The sequence below is a fragment of the Alcaligenes faecalis genome (assembly GCF_005311025.1).
Classification (GTDB): Bacteria; Pseudomonadota; Gammaproteobacteria; order Burkholderiales; family Burkholderiaceae_B; genus Alcaligenes; species Alcaligenes phenolicus.
Window position 1 is genome coordinate 2537311 of record NZ_CP031747.1, and the last position, 19742, is coordinate 2557052.

Here is a 19742-nt window from a genome sequence, read left to right on the forward strand (position 1 = left end):
GTCTTGGGGGACGCTGTAGAGCGCCAATGAATAGTTGGCGCATTCCATAACCCTGGGTTATGGAATCAGCGTTCTACTCAATCCGGAAAACGGCATTCCAGCAGAGCCTGCCGGATGTGGTCCAACACACGTTCACGCGAGCCAGAACCGGCATCGTCGTGAGCCGTCAAAATGCTGACTGGAATTGGCAAAGGCTCGGGCAGGCGGTGTATGGCAAGGCCTCGGCCCTGCATGGCACGGGCCGTAACCAGATCCACCAGAGCCTCGCCCACCTGTTGTAAAACCAGACCACAAGCCACGTAATGGGTCTGCACACGCATGAAGGGCGCAACATCGGGGACATAGCTTTGCAGCAGATCTTCCACCATCGCGCCAACGGGATCGTCAGCGTCCAAAGCGATGAAAGCACGCTCGGCCATCTCCTCCCAATGGCGTAAGGGTGCAACGCCCGGCAAGGTAACGTGCACCAGTTCGGTATGGGCCAGCACCTGCTGTTGCACACCGGAAGACTCGCCCTGATCAAAGCTCATCACCATATCCAGGTCGCGCGTCTCCAGAGCTTGCAAGAGCTCCCCGCTGTGGTGTGTGCGCAGCTCGAAACTCATGGCCGGGTGAGCCCGACGACAACGGCTCAAGGCCACCGGCAATAGCTCCAGACCAAAAGCCGGGCTGCTGCCAATACGCCACAAGCCTTCATGGTGGGAGCGCAGATTACGCGCCAAGCGGCTGACGTCATCCAGATTCTGATGCAGACGCGCAACGTAGGGGGCCAGAATGCTGGCCTCACGCGTCGGGATCAGGCGACCGCGCACACGGTCGAACAATCGAAAGCCCAGCTGCATTTCTGCAGTCGCCAACATTTTGCTGGCCGCTGGCTGAGAGATATGCAGCAGCTGCGCGGCCTGCGTCAACGAGCCGCCACGGCAAATCGCATCAAAAATTTCCACATGCCGCCACCGCATCGCTCGGCCCTCCTGCTGCGTACTGGTCTGAAAACAAGGTATTATCCTGCAACTTGGCCTGACATAAAACGCGTCAGTCCCCGGTGCTTACTTGGTATCCTATAGCCCTTTGAGTCTTTTGCCGTGCGCCAGGCGCCGGGCGAGCTTATGGCTGCCAATCCTTATAAAAAACGCGAACCCAATATCCGTGAACAAGTCTACGGCATGCTGCGCCAGGACATTGCCTTGGGCAAAATCGGTTTTGATGTGCGGCTGGTGGATAACGAAATTGCCGCCAGCCTGAATGTCTCACGCATGCCGGTGCGCGAAGCCTTGCTGCAACTGAAAAACGAAGGGGTGCTGGAAGGAACTTCGCGCGGTTTTGTATTGCGGGTCTACACCGCCCAGGATATTGAAGATATTTTCTCGGTGCGCCTGTTGCTGGAGCCACCAGCCGCCAAGCTGGCCTGCATGAATCAAAGCAGAGTGGGCATGCTGGCCATGGAACAGGCCCTGAGCCGCATTGAAGCCACGCATCAGCAGGGCGACCCTATCGACAATATTCAGGCCAACTGGGCGTTCCGCAGCGCCTGGATCAGCATGGTGCCCAACAAGCAACTAGTCGATACGATGGCGCGCCTGCATGATCAGGCTGATCAGGCCCGGATTGCCTGCTTGCAAGACCCTCAATTCCGTCTGGAAACCATGCAGCGGGCCAAGGGGATTTGTCAGGCTTTCAGCGAGCGTCAGGAAGAGCAGGCGGCCCATCTGATCATGGAAAATCTGGTCATTTGCTGCTCGGCTTACTGCCTCAAGCAGGCGGAGCTGCTGGCTTAATGATTCAGCATAAGCAGGAAGCAGCAAGGCAGGCTGTGATTGCCGCCGCCGATGCTTCCTGCTTAAGCACCGGCAATATAAAGCCCCGGCTGTAACCCATAGACAAGGTTTAGCCCTTCAGCCCAAGCAACTGTCTTGTGTGTTGAAGACAGTGTCCCCTCATGATTCCGGACAGCCCACACACAACAAAAAAAGGCGCCGTAGCGCCTTTTTTCTTCAAGCCATCACGTCTTAGTCCAGCGTGATTTCCAGAGCCTTGATGGTTGGTCCCATGGCTTGAGCATCGTGCTCGATCAGGTCAGCAAACTCTTTGGGCGTGGAAGGCTCGATCTGGATACCGAAGTCCACGAATTTCTTGACCACTGCATCCTCTTTCAGGACAGCCGTCAGTTGCTCGGTCAGGCGGGCTACGTCTTCATCAGGCGTACCAGCTTTGGCCGAAATACCCCACCAGATGGTGAATGCCACATTGGGGATACCGGCTTCGGCAATGGTAGGCACATCTGGACGCAGAGGGCTGCGCTCCGTTGTCGCTGCGGCAATCGCGCGCAGGCGGCCATCTTCCAGGAAGCCACGGCTGCCCGTCAGCACGTCAAAGATAAAGTCGATCTGGCCGCTGACGGCATCAATCAAAGCGGGGCCTGCGCCCTTGTAAGGCACGTGCACCAGACGAGCGCCGGTCTCTTTACGCAGCATCTCGCCCAAAAGATGAGTGCCCGTACCCATACCAGGCGAACCGTATGTCAGCTCCTGCTTCTGGCCAGCTGCAACCAGATCCTGAACCGTCTTGAAGGGGCTGTCTTTATTGACCAGCAGGAACACCGGCGCCTTGGCAGCCAGCGTCATGGGGATCAGGTCGGTAGCCACGTCGTAATTCAGACGTTGGTACAGGTGGCGGTTCAAGGAGTAAGCACCGCTATCGGCCAGGAACAACACCGTACCCAAGGAGCTGGGGTTGGCGTTTTTCACCACGTTCATGGCAACCTGGGCACCCGCACCCGGGCGGTTTTCCACAATGACTTTCTGATCAAAGCGTGTGCCCATTTCCTGGGAAATCACCCGCGCCAACTGGTCAGCCGCACCGCCCGGTGGGTAAGGCACAACCAGCGTCACATTCTTGTTTTGAGCATGGGCCTGTGCACCCAACATCAGCGCACAACACGTTGCTAATTTAAGCCATACCTTCATTGTTCTATCCCCGTTGCCCCTGTGGGCTTATTCAAAGTCATTGTGAAGCACATTGGCTCAAACACGTGAGCCTGGCCTGCTTGTTGCTGATCGACTGTCGTCCATAAACCTGATCAACCGTCTTGCTGGCCATCCTGCTCCGGCCTGCAAAACGCCCCCTTTTCTGTCCTTGCTCCGCCCCTGGTTTGCGCGAAATACCACTGCCTGGTGAGCTCTGCTACTTCGGGTTTTTCCGGTGAAGGACAGGAATTTCAAAATAATATATTGCAGTATACTGTTTGTAGGATATTAGTAATTTCACCCATGCATATCGGCTTGCCGCCTTGATCGCGCGTTGGCCGGGAGACAGATAGATCATGCACGCCCATTCCATTCCTGCTTCTGAATTGCCGCTGTTTTCAATACCTGCCACGCAACGCACGGTACCCGCCCTGTTGCGCCTGCGCGCAGAGCGCATGGGTGATGCTCCGCTGTTTTCAGACCGCAACACTCACTACACCGGCCAGCAAACCTTGCAGACGGCCGCTGCCAGTGCCAGTCGATTGAGCCGCGCCGGTATCAAACGTGGCGACCGTGTTGCCTTGCTGTGCACCAACCGCCACGAATTCCTGGATATGGTTCTGGGTTGCGGCTGGCTGGGCGCGATTGTGGTGCCTATCAATACGGCCTCGCGCGGGGCGCAGTTGCAGCACATCTTGTGCAATAGCCAAGCCAGTTTGCTGGTAGTGGAAACGGATCTGACGCCGCTGCTGGCCGATGTGGACCTTGGCGCTACCGCCGTCCAGCAAGCCTGGTTGATTCAAGGCCAGGAAGCGGCACAAACACTGGCGGTGAGCACCTGCGATCTGCCTGCTTTGGGCGATTACTGCGAGCCTGCCGATATAGGCCCCGGCGATACGCTGGCCATTCTGTACACCTCCGGCACCTCGGGCCCTTCCAAAGGCGTCCAGTGCCCGCACGCCCAGTTCTACTGGTGGGGCATTTACACCGCCAGCAAGCTGGGCATGAAGCCCGATGATGTGCTGTACACCTGCCTGCCCATGTTCCACACCAATGCCTTGAACACGTTTTTCCAGGCTCTGGTCAGCGACGCCTGCATGGTGGTGGACAAGCGTTTCTCGGCCAGCCGTTTCTTCGACAATCTGTATGAAACCGGCGCCACGATTACCTATCTGCTAGGCGCAATGGTGCCTATCCTGCTGTCCAAACCTGAGACGGCGGCAGAGAAGCTGCACAGGACGCGCATTGCATTAGGCCCCGGTGTTCCCGAGCAATTTCATAGCCAGTTTCTGGAGCGCTGCCGCATGCATCTGCTGGATGGCTTTGGCTCTACCGAGACCAACTATGTCATGGGCCGCGGCATTCAGGAACAGCGCAATGGCTATATGGGCCGTGTGTCGGAAGGTTTTGAGGCTCTGGTCGTGGATGAGCACGACAACCCCTTGCCAGACGGTGAAGTGGGCGAACTGTTACTGCGCGCCGATGAACCCTACGCCTTCGCGCTGGGATACTACGGTCAACCGGACAAGACAGTCGAAACCTGGAAAAACCTGTGGTTCCACACGGGTGACCGCGTCGTGCGCGATGCGGATGGTTACTACCGCTTTGTGGACCGCCTGAAGGACATGATTCGCCGTCGTGGTGAGAACATTTCCTCCTACGAAGTCGAGCAGGCTTTGGCCAGCCATCCTGCGGTCCATACGGTTGCTGTCTATGCCGCCAAGTCCGAGCTGGCCGAAGACGAGGTCATGGCCATGATTGTGTTGCGTCCGGATTGCACGGTCAGCTGCGAGGAGCTGCTGCAGCATTGCGAGCGCCGTCTGCCCTACTTTGCGGTGCCGCGCTTTATTGAGTTTGCCCAGGTCTTGCCCACCACGGAAAATGGCAAGATTCAGAAGTTTGCCCTGCGTGATCGCGGCATTGGTCCCGACACCTGGGATAGAGAAAAAGCAGGCTATCAGGTTCGCCGCTGATGGCTGCCACAGGAATTCAATATGACGCCTAATTTCAATCTGGACACAGTACGCCTGCTGGGCGCGACCGAGGTCACCTACACCCGGCGTGGTCAGTTGGGCACGTCCGAGCTGCTGGCCCAGGCTTTCAAGCAGTCTCTTGCTGCAGCAGGTCTGAAGGCCAGCGATATTGATGGTCTGGGGGTAGCCTCCTTTACCCATGCACCGGATCGGGCTATTGATCTGGCCTGGAAGCTGGGCTTGAAGGTGGGCTGGATCATGGATGACAGCAATGGCGGCGCCAGTGGTCTTAATATTCTGCAGCACGCTATTCGTGCGGTACAGGCGGGTGATGCCCGCTGTATTGCGATTGTGGCCGGGGATCATTTTCAGGCCAAGGACTTCCAGCAACTGGTCGAAAACTATAACCAGACAACTTACGATCATTTGCGACCTTTGGGCGCGGGCAGTCCGAATCATCGCTTTGCCATGCTGACGGCGAATCAAATGCGCAAGCTGGGTTTGGAGCGAGAGGACTACGCAGCTCTGGTGATGCGCCAGCGGCTATGGGCCAGCATGAATCCGGGTGCTGCGTATCGCAGCCCCATGAATCTGAATGATTATTTGAATGCGCCTCAAGTGGCAGATCCTTTGACGCGGCTGGATTGTGTGCCGGTGGTGGATGGAGCCAATGCCTTGATTGTGATGCGCGCGGATCATCCGGCGGCGCAGAATCAGCCGGCGATTACGGTAAAGGTTTTACGCAGTTTTCATAATATTGATGATCAGCAAGGCGATGGCTTGAGCACGGGTTTGGCGGCTTTGGCTCCGGCTTTGTGGGCGGACTCGGGGCTGAGTCCGGCTGATATGGATGTCCTCAGTATTTATGATGACTACCCCGTCATGGTTCTGGCGCAATTGCAGGATTTGGGCTTCTTTCGGGCTGATAACGCCAAGCAGTTTATTCACGAGTCGATTGCAACGGGACGTGTGCCTTTGAATACCTCTGGCGGGCAATTGTCGGCTGGGCAGGCCGGGGCTGCTTGCAGTCTGCATGGACTGGTGGAGGTGATGCGTCAGTTGAGCGGTCAGGCGGGGGAGCGTCAGGTGGCGCAGGCCCGTTATGGTTTGGTCACGGGATACGGCATGGTGGAGTATCGCTATGGCATGTGTTCAACGGCTCTTGTTTTGGAGGCCTTGTGATGAGTCCTTCTGTATTTCGCTGTGTGCAGTGTGATCATCGGGTGTTTCCGGCGCGGTTCTTGTGTCCGAAGTGTCATGGGGATGAGTTTGAGGCGCAGACGTGTGCGTCTGGTGTGGTCACAGAACTGACGCGTAGTGCCATCTCTGGCGAGGAGCCAAGCGTGTATATGCTGGCAACGGTGACCAGCGATGCAGGGCCGGTGTTGATTGCTCGTGTGCTGGATGAAGCAGTACAGCGGGGAGATAAGGTCGCTTTGGCTTTGCGGGATGGCGGGATCTATGCTGATCCTGTGCGAGAGTAAAGGCAGTTTCTCAACTGCTTTCCTTGGAATGGCTCGATTGGATGGGGTTGGGTTTAGATGCCCAGCGTGTAGAGATCGGGATGACTCAAGGCTTGGAGTCAGCCACTGTTCGAGACGATGAAGAAGGTGACTATAAGACGCTGATTGAGGGGCTGTCCCCGTGTTGGGGCTGGCAACTTGCCGGCGCTGCGCGCCGGTGCCCTGGTCAGATAATCGCTACGGGCGCACCTTGAACTCGTCCGGTGGTTTGTCCCCCGGACAAACCACGAGCGTCGGACTCAAACAGCAAGGTGCTTGCACCCCTGCGCAATTATCTGCCTGCGGCAAGTCACCTGATCCGCCCCAACACCGGGCCAGCCCCTCAATCAGCTCACAGCATCTTTTATCGGACGATTGTTGATTGGGGTTTGAATGCTTCGACTTAGTGTTCTTAACGGGATCGCTGATCGTAGAAATGATTGATCGTAGAGCTGCTTGATGAAAGGGATTACTTGGAAAGATAGGAGTAGACAGTCGCTGTCCTAAGCCCGTATTTGCCAATGTCTGAGTGCGCTTTAATACATACAGGTTAAAAACGTAGCGGCTTATGCGCTTAAGCCTTAAAAGCTGACTTGAACGCTGTCGGTACGCACACAACCTGCGTCCTGCTCACCCCCAAAATCGATCTCAGCAACAGGCAGAAAGATCGTTAAAGTTCTTATGCGCCGCTTCCACATAAATCACTTTGTTGCACATAGATATGCGGCAAAAAGTGATCAACGCTATCGAGCATAAAAAAACCTCAGTTTGGCATCTGCCGAACTGAGGTTTTTTTGTTTTGGAAAGCTTTTCCAGACTCTGGCTTTCTTCGCGGGACAACATCCTTATTGTCCCGCTTTCAGACTGCCTGCTCTGTCTTAGCCGATCAGTCCTGGCAGGCCCACGGCAATCCAGGGAACGAACAAGACCAGGGCCAGGATGCCGATTTCTATGACCAGGAAGGGCACGGCGGCACTGTAGATGTGGGGCAAGCGGATAGATGGCGGGGCCACGCTTTGCATCACGATCAGCAGCAGGCCGAACGGTGGGGTCAGCAGGCCAATTTCCAGTGCGATCAGGATCATGACACCCAGCCAGACGGTATCCACACCTGCGGCCAGAGCCAGGGGCATGAAGAAAGGCAAGGCAATCATCATCATGGAGATTTGGTCCAGCACCATGCCCATGACCAGTAGCACCAGCAGCATGCAGATCACCAGCACGAAGGGCGACAGGTCGTAGTCTTTGATCATGCCCAGGAAGCCTGCGCTGGCTCCGGAGAAGCTCAGCAATTGGGCGAAGGTGGTGGAGGCGGCCAGGATGAACAGGATCACGACCGACACTTTGGCGGTTTCGATCAGGCTCTTCCACAGTGCTTTCAGGGTCAGAGCACGGTAGGCGATGGTTGCCAGTACCGAGGCCACGACGCCGATCGCTGCCGATTCGGTAGGCGATGCCCAGCCGGCCAACATTGAGCCGACGACGGCAATGAAGATGCCCAGCAGGGGGACGACGTTGAACACGAAAGGTTTCCACAAGGCCCAGCCTTTCAGGCGGGTGGCGGGATCGTCGTCACTCATGGGGGCATCTTGCGGACGCAGGCGGCTACGCACAACCACGTAGGCCAGAAAGCCTGCTGCCATCAACATGCCGGGCAGGATGCCGCCGATCAGCAGTCGTTCGATGGAGATACCGGCCAGGCTACCCAGCATGACGGCCAGGGCCGAAGGCGGGATCAGCATGGCAATACCGCCTACGGCCATGATGGGGCCCATGGCCATGGTGGGGTGATAGCCGCGACGCAGCATTTCCGGCAGCATCACGCCGCCCATCATGGCGGTGTTGGCAATGGACGAACCCGACAAAGTCGCAAAGGTCGTTCCACCCAGGATACTGACGATGGACAGCTTGCCCGGCACGCGCGAGATCATGCGTTCGATGGAGTCGATGGCTTTGAAGGCCAGCCCGGTGTGGAACAGCACCTCACCCATCAGGACGAATAAGGGGATGGGGGTTAAGGAAAAACTGCCAATGGAAGCGGTGGTGTTACGCGCCCATTGAGCCAAACCTGCCGCCTCGCCCAGAAACAGCCAGGCACCCAGCAAGTTCACGGACAAGAAGGCAAAAACCACCGGCGTACCGATAGCCATCAAGAGAAAAAGTGACCCCAGCAGCAGGATCAATGCCATGTACCATTCCATGCTCAGGCTCCTTGCTTAACGGGACGGGAAATCAGGCGGCGCAGGAATTCCAGTGCCAGCATGGATGCACCAAACAGCAAAGGCAGATTCAGCCACCACTCCGGGAACACCAGGGCTTTAAATACCATGGCTCCTTGCTCGTGAGCATCCAGAGCGACGACGGCACATTGCCAGGCCAACACACCACAAACCACCAGACCCAGCAGGTTGGAGATCAGGTCCAGCAAGCGCTGGACAGACGTGGGCAGATTGTTGAACAACACGTCGATACGGATATGACCGCCCAGGTACAGCACCCACGGCGCTGCCACGAAGGTGGCAATGATCAGCATGTATTCGGTTACTTCCACGCTGGTGGACAGCGCGTCGTAACCCAGGTTGCGCAGCACCACGTCGGCACAAACCAGCAGGCTCATCAGCCCGAAAGTCAGCGCCGCAACGGCTCCGCAAGCGTTCATTAACAGGGCGTAAGGACGCCCCCAGGTCGTGTTGGAAGGCTGGCCTTCCGGGGCAGTTGCAGCAGACATCGCGTCTTCTCCGCAGATCAAAGTCACTGAAAGGGCGGGCATCTTGCCGCCCGTATGGCACCATCAAAAAGTGGACACTGTCCCCAAGGGCGCAATGTCCACTGTCAAAAACTACGTAATCAGCAATCTTGTTTAAGGCTGATAACCACCAAACAGTTCACGCAGTTGCGCGGCGTATTTGGGGCTGGATTTATCGATACCGGCCCAGCCTGCTTCGTAAGCCTTGGTACGCAAGGCACGAGCCACTTCAGGTTCCAGAACCAAGGCTTGCACACCGGCTTGTTCGGTGGCCGCTTTTTCATCAATTGCCATCTGGTGTTCAGTCACGTTCTGCGACTCCATCCACTCGATTTGCTTACGCATGAAGGCTTTCTGGTCTTCGTCCAGTTTTTCCCAACTCTTCTGATTCATGAAGAAACCCACTTCCACGTTGTAGAAGCCTGGCTCGACACGGTATTTGGTCTTTTCATGCCAGCCCATTTCCATCACACCCACAGAAGGCCAGCCATAGCCGTCAACCACGCCGCGTTCCAGCGCGGTGTAGACCTCGCCCGGTGGAATCTGCAGCGGCGTTGCGCCAATTTCGCGGAAGAAGGACAGGTACACGGGCACGCCACGCAGCTTGAAGCCCGACAGGTCTGCCGAGGTCACAGGCTTGTTGGTATAGATGTGGTATTGCAAACCATCTGTCGTACGAGCCAGCCAGGTGATGTTGGCTTTCTCGCGGTGAATCTTGTCCATCAGCTCGTAGCCGCCGTTCTGACGCAGCTCGCTCATGGGTTTTTCTGTCAGCGTCAAAGCCAATGCTTCAGGCACCAGATTGGCGTGGAATACGGCTGTGGTATTGGCAAAATCAATCACGCCGGAACGTAGCGCGTTACCTACCTCGAAAGGAGGAATGGCCTCTGGACCACCAATCACGTTGATCTGCACCAGGCCCTTGCCTTCTGCGTTGACCTTATCCACAAACTGTTTGAAGCGCTTGGTAAAGAAGGTGTCCATCGTAAAGACAGATACCGCTTTCAGCGTTACTTCCGCTGCCTGCGCGCCAGCCATTCCCAAAGCCAGCAAGGCCGCTGCCACCACCCGAGTTGTTTTATTCACCATGACGGAACTTCCGCAGAAAGGTTTGTTATGAAATTTTAGTTTAGATATAAATATATCAATAATCAATTATTTATAAGTCGGGGTTTTCACTAAGCGCGCTACGGGCCCATAAGGTCTGGCGCCGATATTGCACCTGAATTCTGTATGCGGACGGCCTGCTGTATCATCACAGTCTTCTAGTTTTGTTGGCTTAAAAGGTATTACCCATGACATTTTCCGCTGTGCTGTTTGATTGTGACGGTGTGCTGGTAGACAGCGAGCCAATCACGGTTCGTGTACTGCGGGATATGTTGCAAGAAGAAGGCTGGGTGATGACTTATGAGCAGTGCTATGACTGGTTCATTGGCAAGGCGCTACCCGACGAGCTGCCCACCGTGCGCAAGATGACAGGTAAAGATCTGGATATGGAATGGGTGATGGCCTTTCGCATGCGCCGCAACCACGCCCTGACAAATGAAGTCATGGCCATTCCCGGTATTCAGGACACGCTGGATGCGATCTTGCGCGACAAGCCCGGCATGATTGCCTGCGCGTCTGGCGCAGACCGCGCCAAATTGGTGCTGCAATTAGGCCAGACCGGCCTGCTGGATTACTTCGGCACCCATATCTATAGCGGCGCTGAAACGCCACGCAACAAGCCTTACCCGGATGTCTATCTGGCCGCCGCTCAAGGGCTGGGCGTTGACCCGCAACAATGCCTGGTCGTGGAAGACAGCGTGACTGGCGCAAGTGCAGGCCTGGCCGCAGGCGCCACGGTGCTGGGCTACTGCCCGGTTCCTGATAAGGAGGAGGAATTGCGCCGCCTGGGTGTGCGTGACACCTTCCGCCGCATGGACGAGCTACCCGCTTTGATCGCCAAGTTGGAGCAGGAACGGGTACAAAGCTGATTCACAGCGAAGCAATAGAAAAGGCGCTGTGTTTTAGGCAGTTTCTTCAAAAGAGGGAGATCCCACCTGTTGGAACTGCTCAAAACACAGTGCCTTTTTTGCCGCCAGACCGTCTTAAGACTCGGTGCCGCCAATAAAAAGCCCCCTCGGGCGGCAGCAAACCGAAAAGCGTAGTGTGGGGCCTTTTTTCTGTTGCTTAGTCTTCCAGATGGAAGGTGTGCAAAATTCTATGCAGCACAGGGGCAATAATCAGACCGAAAGTCGCGGCCAGTACAAGACTGATATACGCGCCATAAATGGCAAAGAATACCTTGCCAGCCCACGTTTCAGGCAAGGCCATCGGCCCCAGCCCACCGACCATCATGGCGGCATTCAAGGCCGCATCGTGCCAGTGCACATTCTCTTCAAACCACATATGGCCCAATGCACCCAGCATCAGAGAAAAGGCCACAAAAACAATACCGATAAGGGCATGCGCCAACAGGCGCTTGGTAAATTGCCACCCCGTAATCAGGGGCTCATCACGTGACTCATACATGTCATTAAAGAGTATTAGCCTGGACCGTTAAAGAAGCTAACCATTGGCTGACCTGCAAGGACAAGGCATCCGTGGCCTGCCCAAATGCTTCAACCACCTGTGGCACGGCCGTGCCGACAACATCCTGTTGAGCGACAAAGCGACGGGTCTGAATCAACTGGCCCGAGCGCTGATCGCGCACTAACGCATCAAACTGAATCCGTACTCGTGGGGCGCCCTGAATATATTCGACCTGGAATGCTCCCAGCGTCCCGCCCACTTCCACATCAGCAATGACAGATTCGGTATCCAGCACAACCGCCCGGAACTGAGCCGAGTCACGCAAGGCATCGGCCAGTCGATTACGCAACAAGGCGGGCACATCGTCACCCCAGCGTACGCCTTTGTAGGCACTTAGCTCGTTACCTTGAGGCAGAACCGTAATGCGCGAGCTGGCCAGCAGGCGCTCGGCGTGGGGCCGGTTCACCTGAATAATCAGACTCTTATGCGAAGCGGGCGCTTGCTGGGCCTTCAAACTGGTAGCGGGAAGCTGATAATACGTCAGGGATTCGGCCTGAGGCAGGACCGAGCAGGCGGTGGACAAGACGGCCAGACCGACTAGCGATACCTGCAAGAAACGACGCACAACAGTGGGCATCATGGTGTGAACTCCTGTAATTTGTCGCGACCCAAGAGGTAGCCGGCTGGATTATCTTCCAAACGGGAGGTGACGGCACGGAAACCGGCCAGCACCTGACGCAATTCACGCAAGGCGGGTTCGATCTCGGTCAGACCCTGAGCACCCCGGCCAATAGCGGCCGAATTCTGCTCCAACAGCTTGTTCAAGCTTTGTGTGGCACGGCTGAAATCCTCCATGGATTTCTGGATGGCATTCATGGCTTGCGTACCCTGACGGTCTACCAGACCTTGTGTAGACGACAGCAGGGTGGTGGCTTGCTGGCTGGCCTGGGACAACTCCTTGACCAGGGATGGCACGCCTTCGCTAGCGGTCGAGAGCTGGCCCATCAAGGCTTCCAGCTTTTGCAAACTGGCGGACAGGGACTTGGAGTTCTCGGACGACAAGAAGGTATTGGCGTTCTCCAGCAGCTTGGAAATTTGCGTCATCAACTCTTCACCACCGGCCATCAACTGGGCCAGAGGGGAAGGCGAAGCCACAATCATGGGCAGGTTATCGCCGGTGGCTTCCAGCAAGGGGCTGTTCGGTGTCCCCCCGCTAAGTTCGATCACGGATTGGCCGGTAATGCCAGCCAGTGCCAGGCGAGCCTGGGTATCTTCGTGAATAGGGATGGCGGCCTGAATTGACACTTGCGCACGCACACGCTGCAAGTCGTTCGGGTCCAGGCGCAGCGAGCGCACCTCACCAACCCGCAAGCCGTTGTACTGCACGGCGCTGCCACGAGACAGACCACGCACACCTTCCAGAAAGACAATATCGTAATCGCGGGTCTCGGCATCTTGCCCCGCCTTGGCCAGCCAAAGCGAGAACAGGACAGCAGCCACAGCCACTACCAAGGTAAAGACCCCGATCAATACATGATGGGCACGCGGTTCCATTAACTATGCTCCTGACGACGGTTTTGGGCCTGTTCGGCGGCCCGTCCCCGTGGACCGTGGAAATACTCCCGGATCCAGTCGTTATCAACTTGCTCTACGCGCGCCAATGTGTCGTTAACCAGCACACGCTTTTGCGCCAGCACGGCCACTCGATCACAAATGGTGTAGAGCGTATCCAGATCGTGTGTAACCAGAAACACGGTCAATCCCAGCGCATCGCGCAAGGTCAAAATAAGCTGGTCAAAATCCCCCGCACCGACCGGGTCCAGCCCGGCAGTGGGTTCGTCCAGAAACAGAATTTCCGGGTCCAGTGCCAGAGCACGTGCCAGAGCGGCACGCTTGATCATGCCACCGGACAGCTCTGCCGGATATTTGGTGGCCGCGTTGGCCGGCAAACCCGCCAGAGACATTTTCATGGCGGCGATATGTTCTGCAGAAGACCGGGACAAGCCAATATGCTCGATCAGGGGCATGGCAATGTTTTCCACCACCGTCAGCGAGGAGAATAAAGCCCCTTGCTGGAACAGCACGCCTAAACGACGCTCCAGCCGCGAACGGGCTTCGGGCGACAACGTGCCTATTTCCTGATCAAAAATGCGTACTGTACCGCCAGTAGGTGGGCGCAATCCCAGAATGGAGCGCAGCAGCACGGACTTGCCCGTGCCGGAGCCGCCCACCACGCCCACGATTTCACCGGGATACACATCCATATCCAGATGCTCGTGCACGACGTGATCGCCAAAGCGATTGTCCAGGTCACGTACTTGAATAATGGGACGAGCGGTGGCCTCTACCATCCCATCTCCATGAAGAACAGCGCTGCCAGCGCATCAATCAGGATCACGATAAAGATGGACTGCACCACCGCCGAGGTCGTGTGTTCACCCACGGACTGTGCGCTACCGGTCACCTTGAAGCCTTCCTGACAACCGATGACGGCAATCAAAAAGGCAAAGATCGGGGCCTTGGCCATACCCAGCACAAAGTGCCGCAAATCAATATCCTGATTGAAGATATTGATGAACATGGTGGGTGAAATATCCAGAATCAGGGCGCAGACCAACCCACCGCCAAAGATCCCGGCCACCATCCCCACGAAAGTCAAAATAGGCATGGCCAGCAACATGGCCAGTACACGCGGAATGACCAGAATCAGCATGGGATTCAAGCCCTGGGCGCGCAAAGCGTCGATTTCCTCGTTCGCTTTCATGGAGCCGATCTGCGCGGTAAAGGCACTGGCGGTGCGGCCTGCCATCAGGATGGCGGTCAAGAGCACCGCAAATTCACGCAAAAAGGAAAAGCCGACCAGGTTTACGGTGTAAATGGTGGCACCAAAGTCCGCCAACACCGTCGCCCCCAGAAACGCGATCACTGCGCCCACCAGAAAAGTCAGCAAGGCCACAATAGGGACGGCGTTAAAGGCCGTCTCTTCCAGCTGCGCCACAATCGACGTAACGCGCCACTGGCTGGGCCGCAGCATGTTCAGAATCAGGGTTTCCAGCGTCAGGCCGATAAAACCCAACAGCTCACGCACATTGCGCGAAATATGGACCATGGACAGGCCCACGCGTTCGAACAAATCTGTAATGCCCCAACGCGCCGGAACCAACTGCTCATGGTCCATGCGGCTCATCGCCTTGGCAACGGTTTGCAATAGTTGATGGCGCTCTTTGGACAAGCCTTGCGCACTGTCCAGCGCCGCCTGCACACGCTCGGCACCCAGCCATTCGCACAGAACTTGAGCTCCCGTGGTGTCCAAGGACTTCAGTTCGCTGAAATCCAAAGACCAACGGCCCTGCTTGTCACTGAGCGAGCGCAAACTGCTTTGCAGCGCTTCGTAGTGACGCAAGGACCAATCGCCTAGCAATTGCAGCTGGCCGGAGGAATCTGTACGAACATACAGAGGCACGGACGTATTCATGCGCATAGTCTAATGGATTTGCTCTGAGAGCTTCCATAGCGCCGGCTACTTTTTCATGCTTTGTGGACAATTAAGCAGGCTGTAAGCAGGTCAAACAATCCGGCAACATTTCCGCTATATAAATACGCCCATCCAAACCGGCGGACAGGCCGTGCCCGTACACGCCTTGTACCCGGCAACGTCCCACCAAGGTGCCCGAATCCGGGTCGAACAAGGACAGGCTGGCCGTTTGATCACTAACTAACACCGCACCGTCTGTTTGCACAGCTACCGCCATGGGCTTGTGCATGGGGCGCAGCTCACCCAGATAACGGCCTTGCGCATCCAGATGCTGGACACGGTTGTTCTCCCGGTCAGCCACCCAGACCGAGCCGTCGGCGGCACAGGCCAGCATATGGGGGGTGCTGAACTGCAAGGGACCAGCGCCCGGCGCGCCTAATGCCGCCAGCCATTGGCGTTGCGGGTCAAAGCGATGGACCACCGTATTGCCGTAGCCATCGGTGACCCATAAGCCCCCGTCGGCACACTCGACCGCATGCGTGGGATGGTTGAAAGGCTCTTGCCAGCGAGGCTGCTCGGGTTTGCCCAAACGCCATTGCTCATTGCCTTGGGCGTCCAGCGCCAGAACCTGATGCCCGTCCAGATCCGTGACCAGCACCCCACCTTGCGGCCGGGCGCTGATATGGTGCGGACACAGAATTTCCTCCAGGGACCAGCGCGCCGACACCTGCCCATCCGGAGCAAGCACCAGCACGCAGGCCGGGCGACGCAGCAAGGCGGCGATGCGCCCATCAGCCAGCACCGCCACACTGGTGATGCTGCTGATGTCCGCCTGAGTCCAGGCGCGCTCTACCTTGTAGCGCTGAGAACCCAGAGTTACGTAAGCCATTGCCATCTCCCATCCCCCTTACATGGCGTTGGGCAAGACCATGACGATTTGCGGGAATATCGTCACAATCACCGTGGCCAGAACCAGCACCAGGAAGAAGGGGAAGGCCATGCGCACCAGCTCGAACAAGTTGCGCCCGGTAATGCCCTGAATCACGAACAAGTTAAAGCCGATAGGCGGGGTGATCTGCGCCATCTCCACTGTCAAGATCAGGTAAATACCAAACCAGATTGGATCAATACCCGCAGCGATCACGGCAGGCAGCAAGACCGATGTGGTCAAGACCACAATCGAGATGCCATCCAGGAATGCCCCCAGAATGATGAAGAACACCGTCAGCACTGCAATCAGCGCGTACTGGCTCAGACCCAGGGAGCCGATCCAGGCGGCCAGATTCGCAGGCAGTCCGGTAAAGCTCATGGCACTGGTCAGGTAAGCGGCGCCGATCAGGATGAAAGAAATCATGCAGGAGGTCCGTGCCGCCCCCAGCAAACTCTCCACAAAATTCTTCCAGTTAAGCGATCGTCCAAACGCAGCGATGACCAAAGAGCCGATCACACCCAGCACCGCGGCTTCGGTGGCGGTGGCGATACCGCCGTAGATAGAGCCGATCACCGCCATAATCAGCAGCACCACGGGCAAGAGCAAGCGCAGACGGCGAATTTTCTCGCCCCAGGTCAAGGTTTCGACATCAGCAGGCACACGGTCCGGGTGACGCAAGGACCAGATCGCGATGTACAGCGAGAACAGGCACATCAGCATGATGCCGGGCAGCACCCCCGCCACAAACAGGCGAATGATGGAAACCTGAGCAGCAACGGCATACACAATCATCACAATGGACGGTGGAATCAGCAGGCCCAAGGTCCCTGCTCCGGCCAGGGAGCCAATGCTGATGCTGTCGTCATAGCCACGCGCTTTCAGCTCGGGCAAGGAGATGCGCCCGATGGTCGCCGCCGTTGCCGCCGAGGAACCACTGACCGCGGCAAAGATACCGCAACCAAACGTGTTCACGTGCACCAGTCGCCCAGGCAAACGCTGTACCCACGGCCCCAGGCCGCTGAACATGTCTTCAGCCAACCGCGTTCGATACAGAATTTCCCCCATCCAGATAAACAGGGGCAAGGCCGTCAAGGCCCAGCTGGCCGAAGAGTCCCAGGCCTTGGTGGCAAAAATAATGCCTGCAGGCGCGTCGGCATACAGAAAGATAGACAAAATACCGCAAGCGATCAGAACCAGCGCCACCCACACGCCACTGGCCAGCAAGGCAAGCAGAACAACAAACAGCACTATTGCCTGAGATAAATCAGCCATGTTCAGTTGCCTCCAGTGTTTGACCTTGCGCCGCGTGCAGCAAGCGCCGCAACAGCATCAGGGTCAACAATCCCAGACCAATCGGCATACCCAGTTGCGGAATCCACAGCGGTACCGCCACCATGCCCTGTGCCACTTCCTTGTAGATAAAGGACTCATAAACAAAATGAGCCGTCTCCCAAGTGCACCAGGCGGCCAGCACCAGACCAATCGTGGTGGCCAGCAGCTCGTACGGGCGATGCAAACGCTCGGGAATCACCTGCAGCAAAAGCGTGACGCGGATATGATCCCCGCGCAACATGGCATAAGGCAGTGCCAGGAAAATAGACGCCGTCATAAACCAGCCCGCAAAGTCATCCGAGGCGGGTATTTGCATGGAAAACAGGCGCGCCACAATCTGCGCAGTCACCACAACCCCGATCAAACACAGGAAGAATGCGGCCAGTGCGCCGCAGACTCTGGCCATACGCTCCAGAACGATCATGGACGCACCCCTTGCTTATGGTTGACGGTAAGCGTCAAGCAGCTTCTGACCATCGGCACCGGCTTTCTTCAGCCACTCTTCGGTCATGGTTTGACCAATCGCGTGCATTTCGCTGGACAGTTTTTCGCTGAGATTACCCACTACCATGCCTTTATCCGCCATGGTTTGCGTCAACTTGGACGTTTGCTCGCGCGACATGGCCCAACCCCGTTCCTCGGCACGTGCACCCGCATCCAGCACGGCTTTTTGCACAGTTTCAGGCAGGCGCTGGAAGGCGCGCTTATTGATGATCACAAAGCTTTGTGGAATGAAGACCTGGGCGTCGTAGTAATACTTCACGTAGTCCCAAGCCTGCGAATCCACCCCGGTTGCGGGCGAAGTCAGCATGGCATCAATAATGCCGGTAGAAAACGCCTGGGGCACTTCGGGTGTTTGCACCGTGGTGGGCACTGCTCCCATCAAGGAAACCAGGCGGCTTGTAGCGGGGCTGTAGGCACGGAAACGGACACCGGCCAGATCAGACAGCTGTTCCACCGGCTTTTTGGTGTAAATGCCTTGCGGTGGCCAGGGCGAACCATAGACCAGGACGATGCCCTGCTTGTCCAGACGCTCGGCCAGGAAGGGGCGAGTGGCTTTCCACAGTTTTTCCGACTGATCGAAGGACGAGGCCAGGAACGGCACACTATCGACCTCGAACAAAGGATCTTCGTTGCCAATGGCCGCCACCAGCATTTCACCAGCCTGGACCACACCTTGCTGTACACCGCGCTTGACCTCGGGGCGCTTGAGCAGCACCGAGTTCGATTGCACGTTGATATTCAGTTCCCCGTTGGTGGCCGCCTTGATGTCTGCCGCAAACTCACGCGCGTTTTGCGTCAGGAAGTTGCTATCAGGCTGCTCGGTACTCATGTTCCAGTTGGTCGCCGCCTGCGCGGTGCCAGCCAGCGCCAGAACGCAAGCCATGGAAAGTAGTTTTTTGATCATGATGTCGCTTCTCCCAAGAATTGAGGTGATGGCCGCCTTATGAGCGGCTTGCATTCAGATCCCGTGACTGCAGATCCCACAACAAAGAAAACTCGGATACATCGTTGGTCGCCACCCCCAGATCCTGCTGCAAACGGGCAGCCAGGGTACGAGCAGCATTCAAGGTGGTCAGATCCGCCACCAGGTAGGGGTCCAGGCTGCGCTGCTGCGTATCCTCGGACGGCAAAGGGGTCGAAAGCTCAGGGTCTGGCGTCAGCACACGCAAGGCCAGCAGGCCATCGGTTTGCTCCAGATAGGCTGAACTCTGAGCTGCCAGCACATCCAGTTGTGCTGCCTCCGGCAAACGCACCAGCAAGACCACGGCCCCGGTGCCAACCCCTCCCAGCAAGGACACCGCCATCACGCGCCGCTGGGTATTACTCATGCGGGCAAAGTTGGTATTGGACCAATCCGTTTGCTGCTCAAAGGCCTTCTTGTATTCTGCCGTCCCAAAAACCCGCAGGGACTCGGTGCGATACAAGGCCAGATACTTGCGCCCGGCGCCTTGGCGCACATAACGGCGCGACCATTGAAAACCCGGTATGGCAGCGCGTTCAGCCATGTGCTCGCGCTCATACCATTGATTGAAATCCTGCTCATGCTCTGGGGCGATGTCTGTCCAGATGAACAGTTCCCCCGGCGCATCACGATCAGTGCGAAAAGTAGCAGACACGACAGCCCTCCCGAATCAAGGTCATTGCACACTCTTTGTGGGAGTGTCCAACGGCTGCCAAGCAGATTCCAAACGGTTTATTTCAGCCTGGGGCAATAAGAAAAAGCGATCAGATCAAGCGAATGGCGCGGTATATAGATTATCAAGCAAGCCCACGCTCAGTACACATGCGCAGGCAAGGGG

20 protein-coding genes are annotated in these 19742 nt (G+C 56.9%); 5 read left to right on the top strand and 15 right to left on the bottom strand.

Going from position 1 to position 19742, the window contains the following annotated elements; all coding sequences use genetic code 11:
* Window positions 1–77: 77 nt before the first annotated feature.
* The gene (locus D0C27_RS11735; protein ID WP_026483813.1) at window positions 78–962 is read right to left on the bottom strand and encodes a LysR family transcriptional regulator; all 885 of its coding nucleotides are present in this window, start codon (window positions 960–962) and stop codon (window positions 78–80) included.
* A 147-nt stretch (window positions 963–1109) separates the two neighbouring features.
* Between D0C27_RS11735 and D0C27_RS11740 the strand changes: the two genes are divergently transcribed.
* A complete protein-coding gene (locus D0C27_RS11740; protein WP_086061265.1) occupies window positions 1110–1778 on the top strand; it encodes a GntR family transcriptional regulator in 669 nt (222 codons plus the stop codon).
* Window positions 1779–2009: 231 nt separating this feature from the next.
* On the opposite strand, the gene D0C27_RS11745 is transcribed toward D0C27_RS11740, so the two are convergent.
* On the bottom strand, window positions 2010–2966 hold the full coding sequence (locus D0C27_RS11745; RefSeq protein ID WP_026483815.1) for a Bug family tripartite tricarboxylate transporter substrate binding protein: 957 nt from the start codon (window positions 2964–2966) through the stop codon (window positions 2010–2012).
* Window positions 2967–3322: 356 nt separating this feature from the next.
* Between D0C27_RS11745 and D0C27_RS11750 the strand changes: the two genes are divergently transcribed.
* The 3 genes from D0C27_RS11750 to D0C27_RS11760 are packed head-to-tail and all read left to right on the top strand — an operon-like array spanning window position 3323 to window position 6423.
* Window positions 3323–4939 carry an ATP-dependent acyl-CoA ligase gene (locus D0C27_RS11750; protein ID WP_137431048.1) on the top strand — a complete coding sequence of 539 codons (1617 nt, stop codon included), beginning with the start codon at window positions 3323–3325 and terminating at the stop codon, window positions 4937–4939.
* Between the two features lie 21 nt (window positions 4940–4960).
* Window positions 4961–6121 carry a thiolase family protein gene (locus D0C27_RS11755; protein WP_137431049.1) on the top strand — a complete coding sequence of 387 codons (1161 nt, stop codon included), beginning with the start codon at window positions 4961–4963 and terminating at the stop codon, window positions 6119–6121.
* Window positions 6121–6423 carry a zinc ribbon domain-containing protein gene (locus D0C27_RS11760; RefSeq protein ID WP_137431050.1) on the top strand — a complete coding sequence of 101 codons (303 nt, stop codon included), beginning with the start codon at window positions 6121–6123 and terminating at the stop codon, window positions 6421–6423. The genes D0C27_RS11755 and D0C27_RS11760 overlap by 1 nt, the downstream gene beginning before the upstream one ends.
* A gap of 896 nt (window positions 6424–7319) precedes the next feature.
* On the opposite strand, the gene D0C27_RS11765 is transcribed toward D0C27_RS11760, so the two are convergent.
* The 3 genes from D0C27_RS11765 to dctP all read right to left on the bottom strand — a co-directional run bounded on the left by D0C27_RS11765 (window position 7320) and on the right by dctP (window position 10276).
* Window positions 7320–8642, bottom strand: coding sequence for a TRAP transporter large permease (locus D0C27_RS11765; RefSeq protein WP_042484669.1), 1323 nt, complete (start codon window positions 8640–8642; stop codon window positions 7320–7322).
* 2 nt (window positions 8643–8644) lie between these two features.
* Window positions 8645–9169: a TRAP transporter small permease gene (locus D0C27_RS11770; protein WP_137431051.1), complete on the bottom strand. Its 525-nt coding sequence runs from the start codon at window positions 9167–9169 to the stop codon at window positions 8645–8647.
* 132 nt (window positions 9170–9301) lie between these two features.
* Complete coding sequence (gene dctP, locus D0C27_RS11775) at window positions 9302–10276, bottom strand: TRAP transporter substrate-binding protein DctP (RefSeq protein WP_035268610.1); 975 nt, start codon at window positions 10274–10276, stop codon at window positions 9302–9304.
* Window positions 10277–10482: 206 nt separating this feature from the next.
* On the opposite strand from dctP, the gene D0C27_RS11780 reads away from it, so the two are divergent.
* Window positions 10483–11163: an HAD family hydrolase gene (locus tag D0C27_RS11780; RefSeq protein WP_035268613.1), complete on the top strand. Its 681-nt coding sequence runs from the start codon at window positions 10483–10485 to the stop codon at window positions 11161–11163.
* A gap of 196 nt (window positions 11164–11359) precedes the next feature.
* Here the strand turns inward: D0C27_RS11780 and D0C27_RS11785 are convergent, their stop codons facing one another.
* The 10 genes from D0C27_RS11785 to D0C27_RS11830 all read right to left on the bottom strand — a co-directional run bounded on the left by D0C27_RS11785 (window position 11360) and on the right by D0C27_RS11830 (window position 19559).
* Window positions 11360–11701, bottom strand: a complete 342-nt coding sequence (locus tag D0C27_RS11785; RefSeq protein WP_088451488.1) for a hypothetical protein — start codon at window positions 11699–11701, stop codon at window positions 11360–11362.
* 4 nt (window positions 11702–11705) lie between these two features.
* On the bottom strand, window positions 11706–12341 hold the full coding sequence (locus D0C27_RS11790; RefSeq protein ID WP_035268616.1) for an ABC-type transport auxiliary lipoprotein family protein: 636 nt from the start codon (window positions 12339–12341) through the stop codon (window positions 11706–11708).
* Entirely contained in the window at window positions 12338–13255 is a 918-nt protein-coding gene (locus D0C27_RS11795) for an MlaD family protein (RefSeq protein WP_035268619.1), read from the bottom strand. The genes D0C27_RS11790 and D0C27_RS11795 overlap by 4 nt, the downstream gene beginning before the upstream one ends.
* Window positions 13255–14052 (bottom strand): ABC transporter ATP-binding protein, encoded by a 798-nt coding sequence (locus D0C27_RS11800; protein WP_009460197.1) that lies wholly within the window; start codon window positions 14050–14052, stop codon window positions 13255–13257. The genes D0C27_RS11795 and D0C27_RS11800 overlap by 1 nt, the downstream gene beginning before the upstream one ends.
* Window positions 14046–15182: an ABC transporter permease gene (locus D0C27_RS11805; RefSeq protein WP_009460199.1), complete on the bottom strand. Its 1137-nt coding sequence runs from the start codon at window positions 15180–15182 to the stop codon at window positions 14046–14048. Before D0C27_RS11805 ends, D0C27_RS11800 begins: the two co-directional genes overlap by 7 nt.
* 64 nt (window positions 15183–15246) lie before the next feature.
* The gene (locus D0C27_RS11810) at window positions 15247–16065 is read right to left on the bottom strand and encodes a PQQ-binding-like beta-propeller repeat protein (RefSeq protein WP_115634875.1); all 819 of its coding nucleotides are present in this window, start codon (window positions 16063–16065) and stop codon (window positions 15247–15249) included.
* A gap of 18 nt (window positions 16066–16083) precedes the next feature.
* Entirely contained in the window at window positions 16084–17379 is a 1296-nt protein-coding gene (locus D0C27_RS11815; RefSeq protein WP_137431052.1) for a TRAP transporter large permease, read from the bottom strand.
* The gene (locus D0C27_RS11820) at window positions 17372–17863 is read right to left on the bottom strand and encodes a TRAP transporter small permease (protein WP_137431053.1); all 492 of its coding nucleotides are present in this window, start codon (window positions 17861–17863) and stop codon (window positions 17372–17374) included. Before D0C27_RS11820 ends, D0C27_RS11815 begins: the two co-directional genes overlap by 8 nt.
* A gap of 15 nt (window positions 17864–17878) precedes the next feature.
* Window positions 17879–18847: a TRAP transporter substrate-binding protein gene (locus D0C27_RS11825; protein ID WP_137431054.1), complete on the bottom strand. Its 969-nt coding sequence runs from the start codon at window positions 18845–18847 to the stop codon at window positions 17879–17881.
* Window positions 18848–18884: 37 nt separating this feature from the next.
* Window positions 18885–19559, bottom strand: coding sequence for a DUF4286 family protein (locus D0C27_RS11830; RefSeq protein WP_060186544.1), 675 nt, complete (start codon window positions 19557–19559; stop codon window positions 18885–18887).
* Window positions 19560–19742 lie beyond the last annotated feature (183 nt).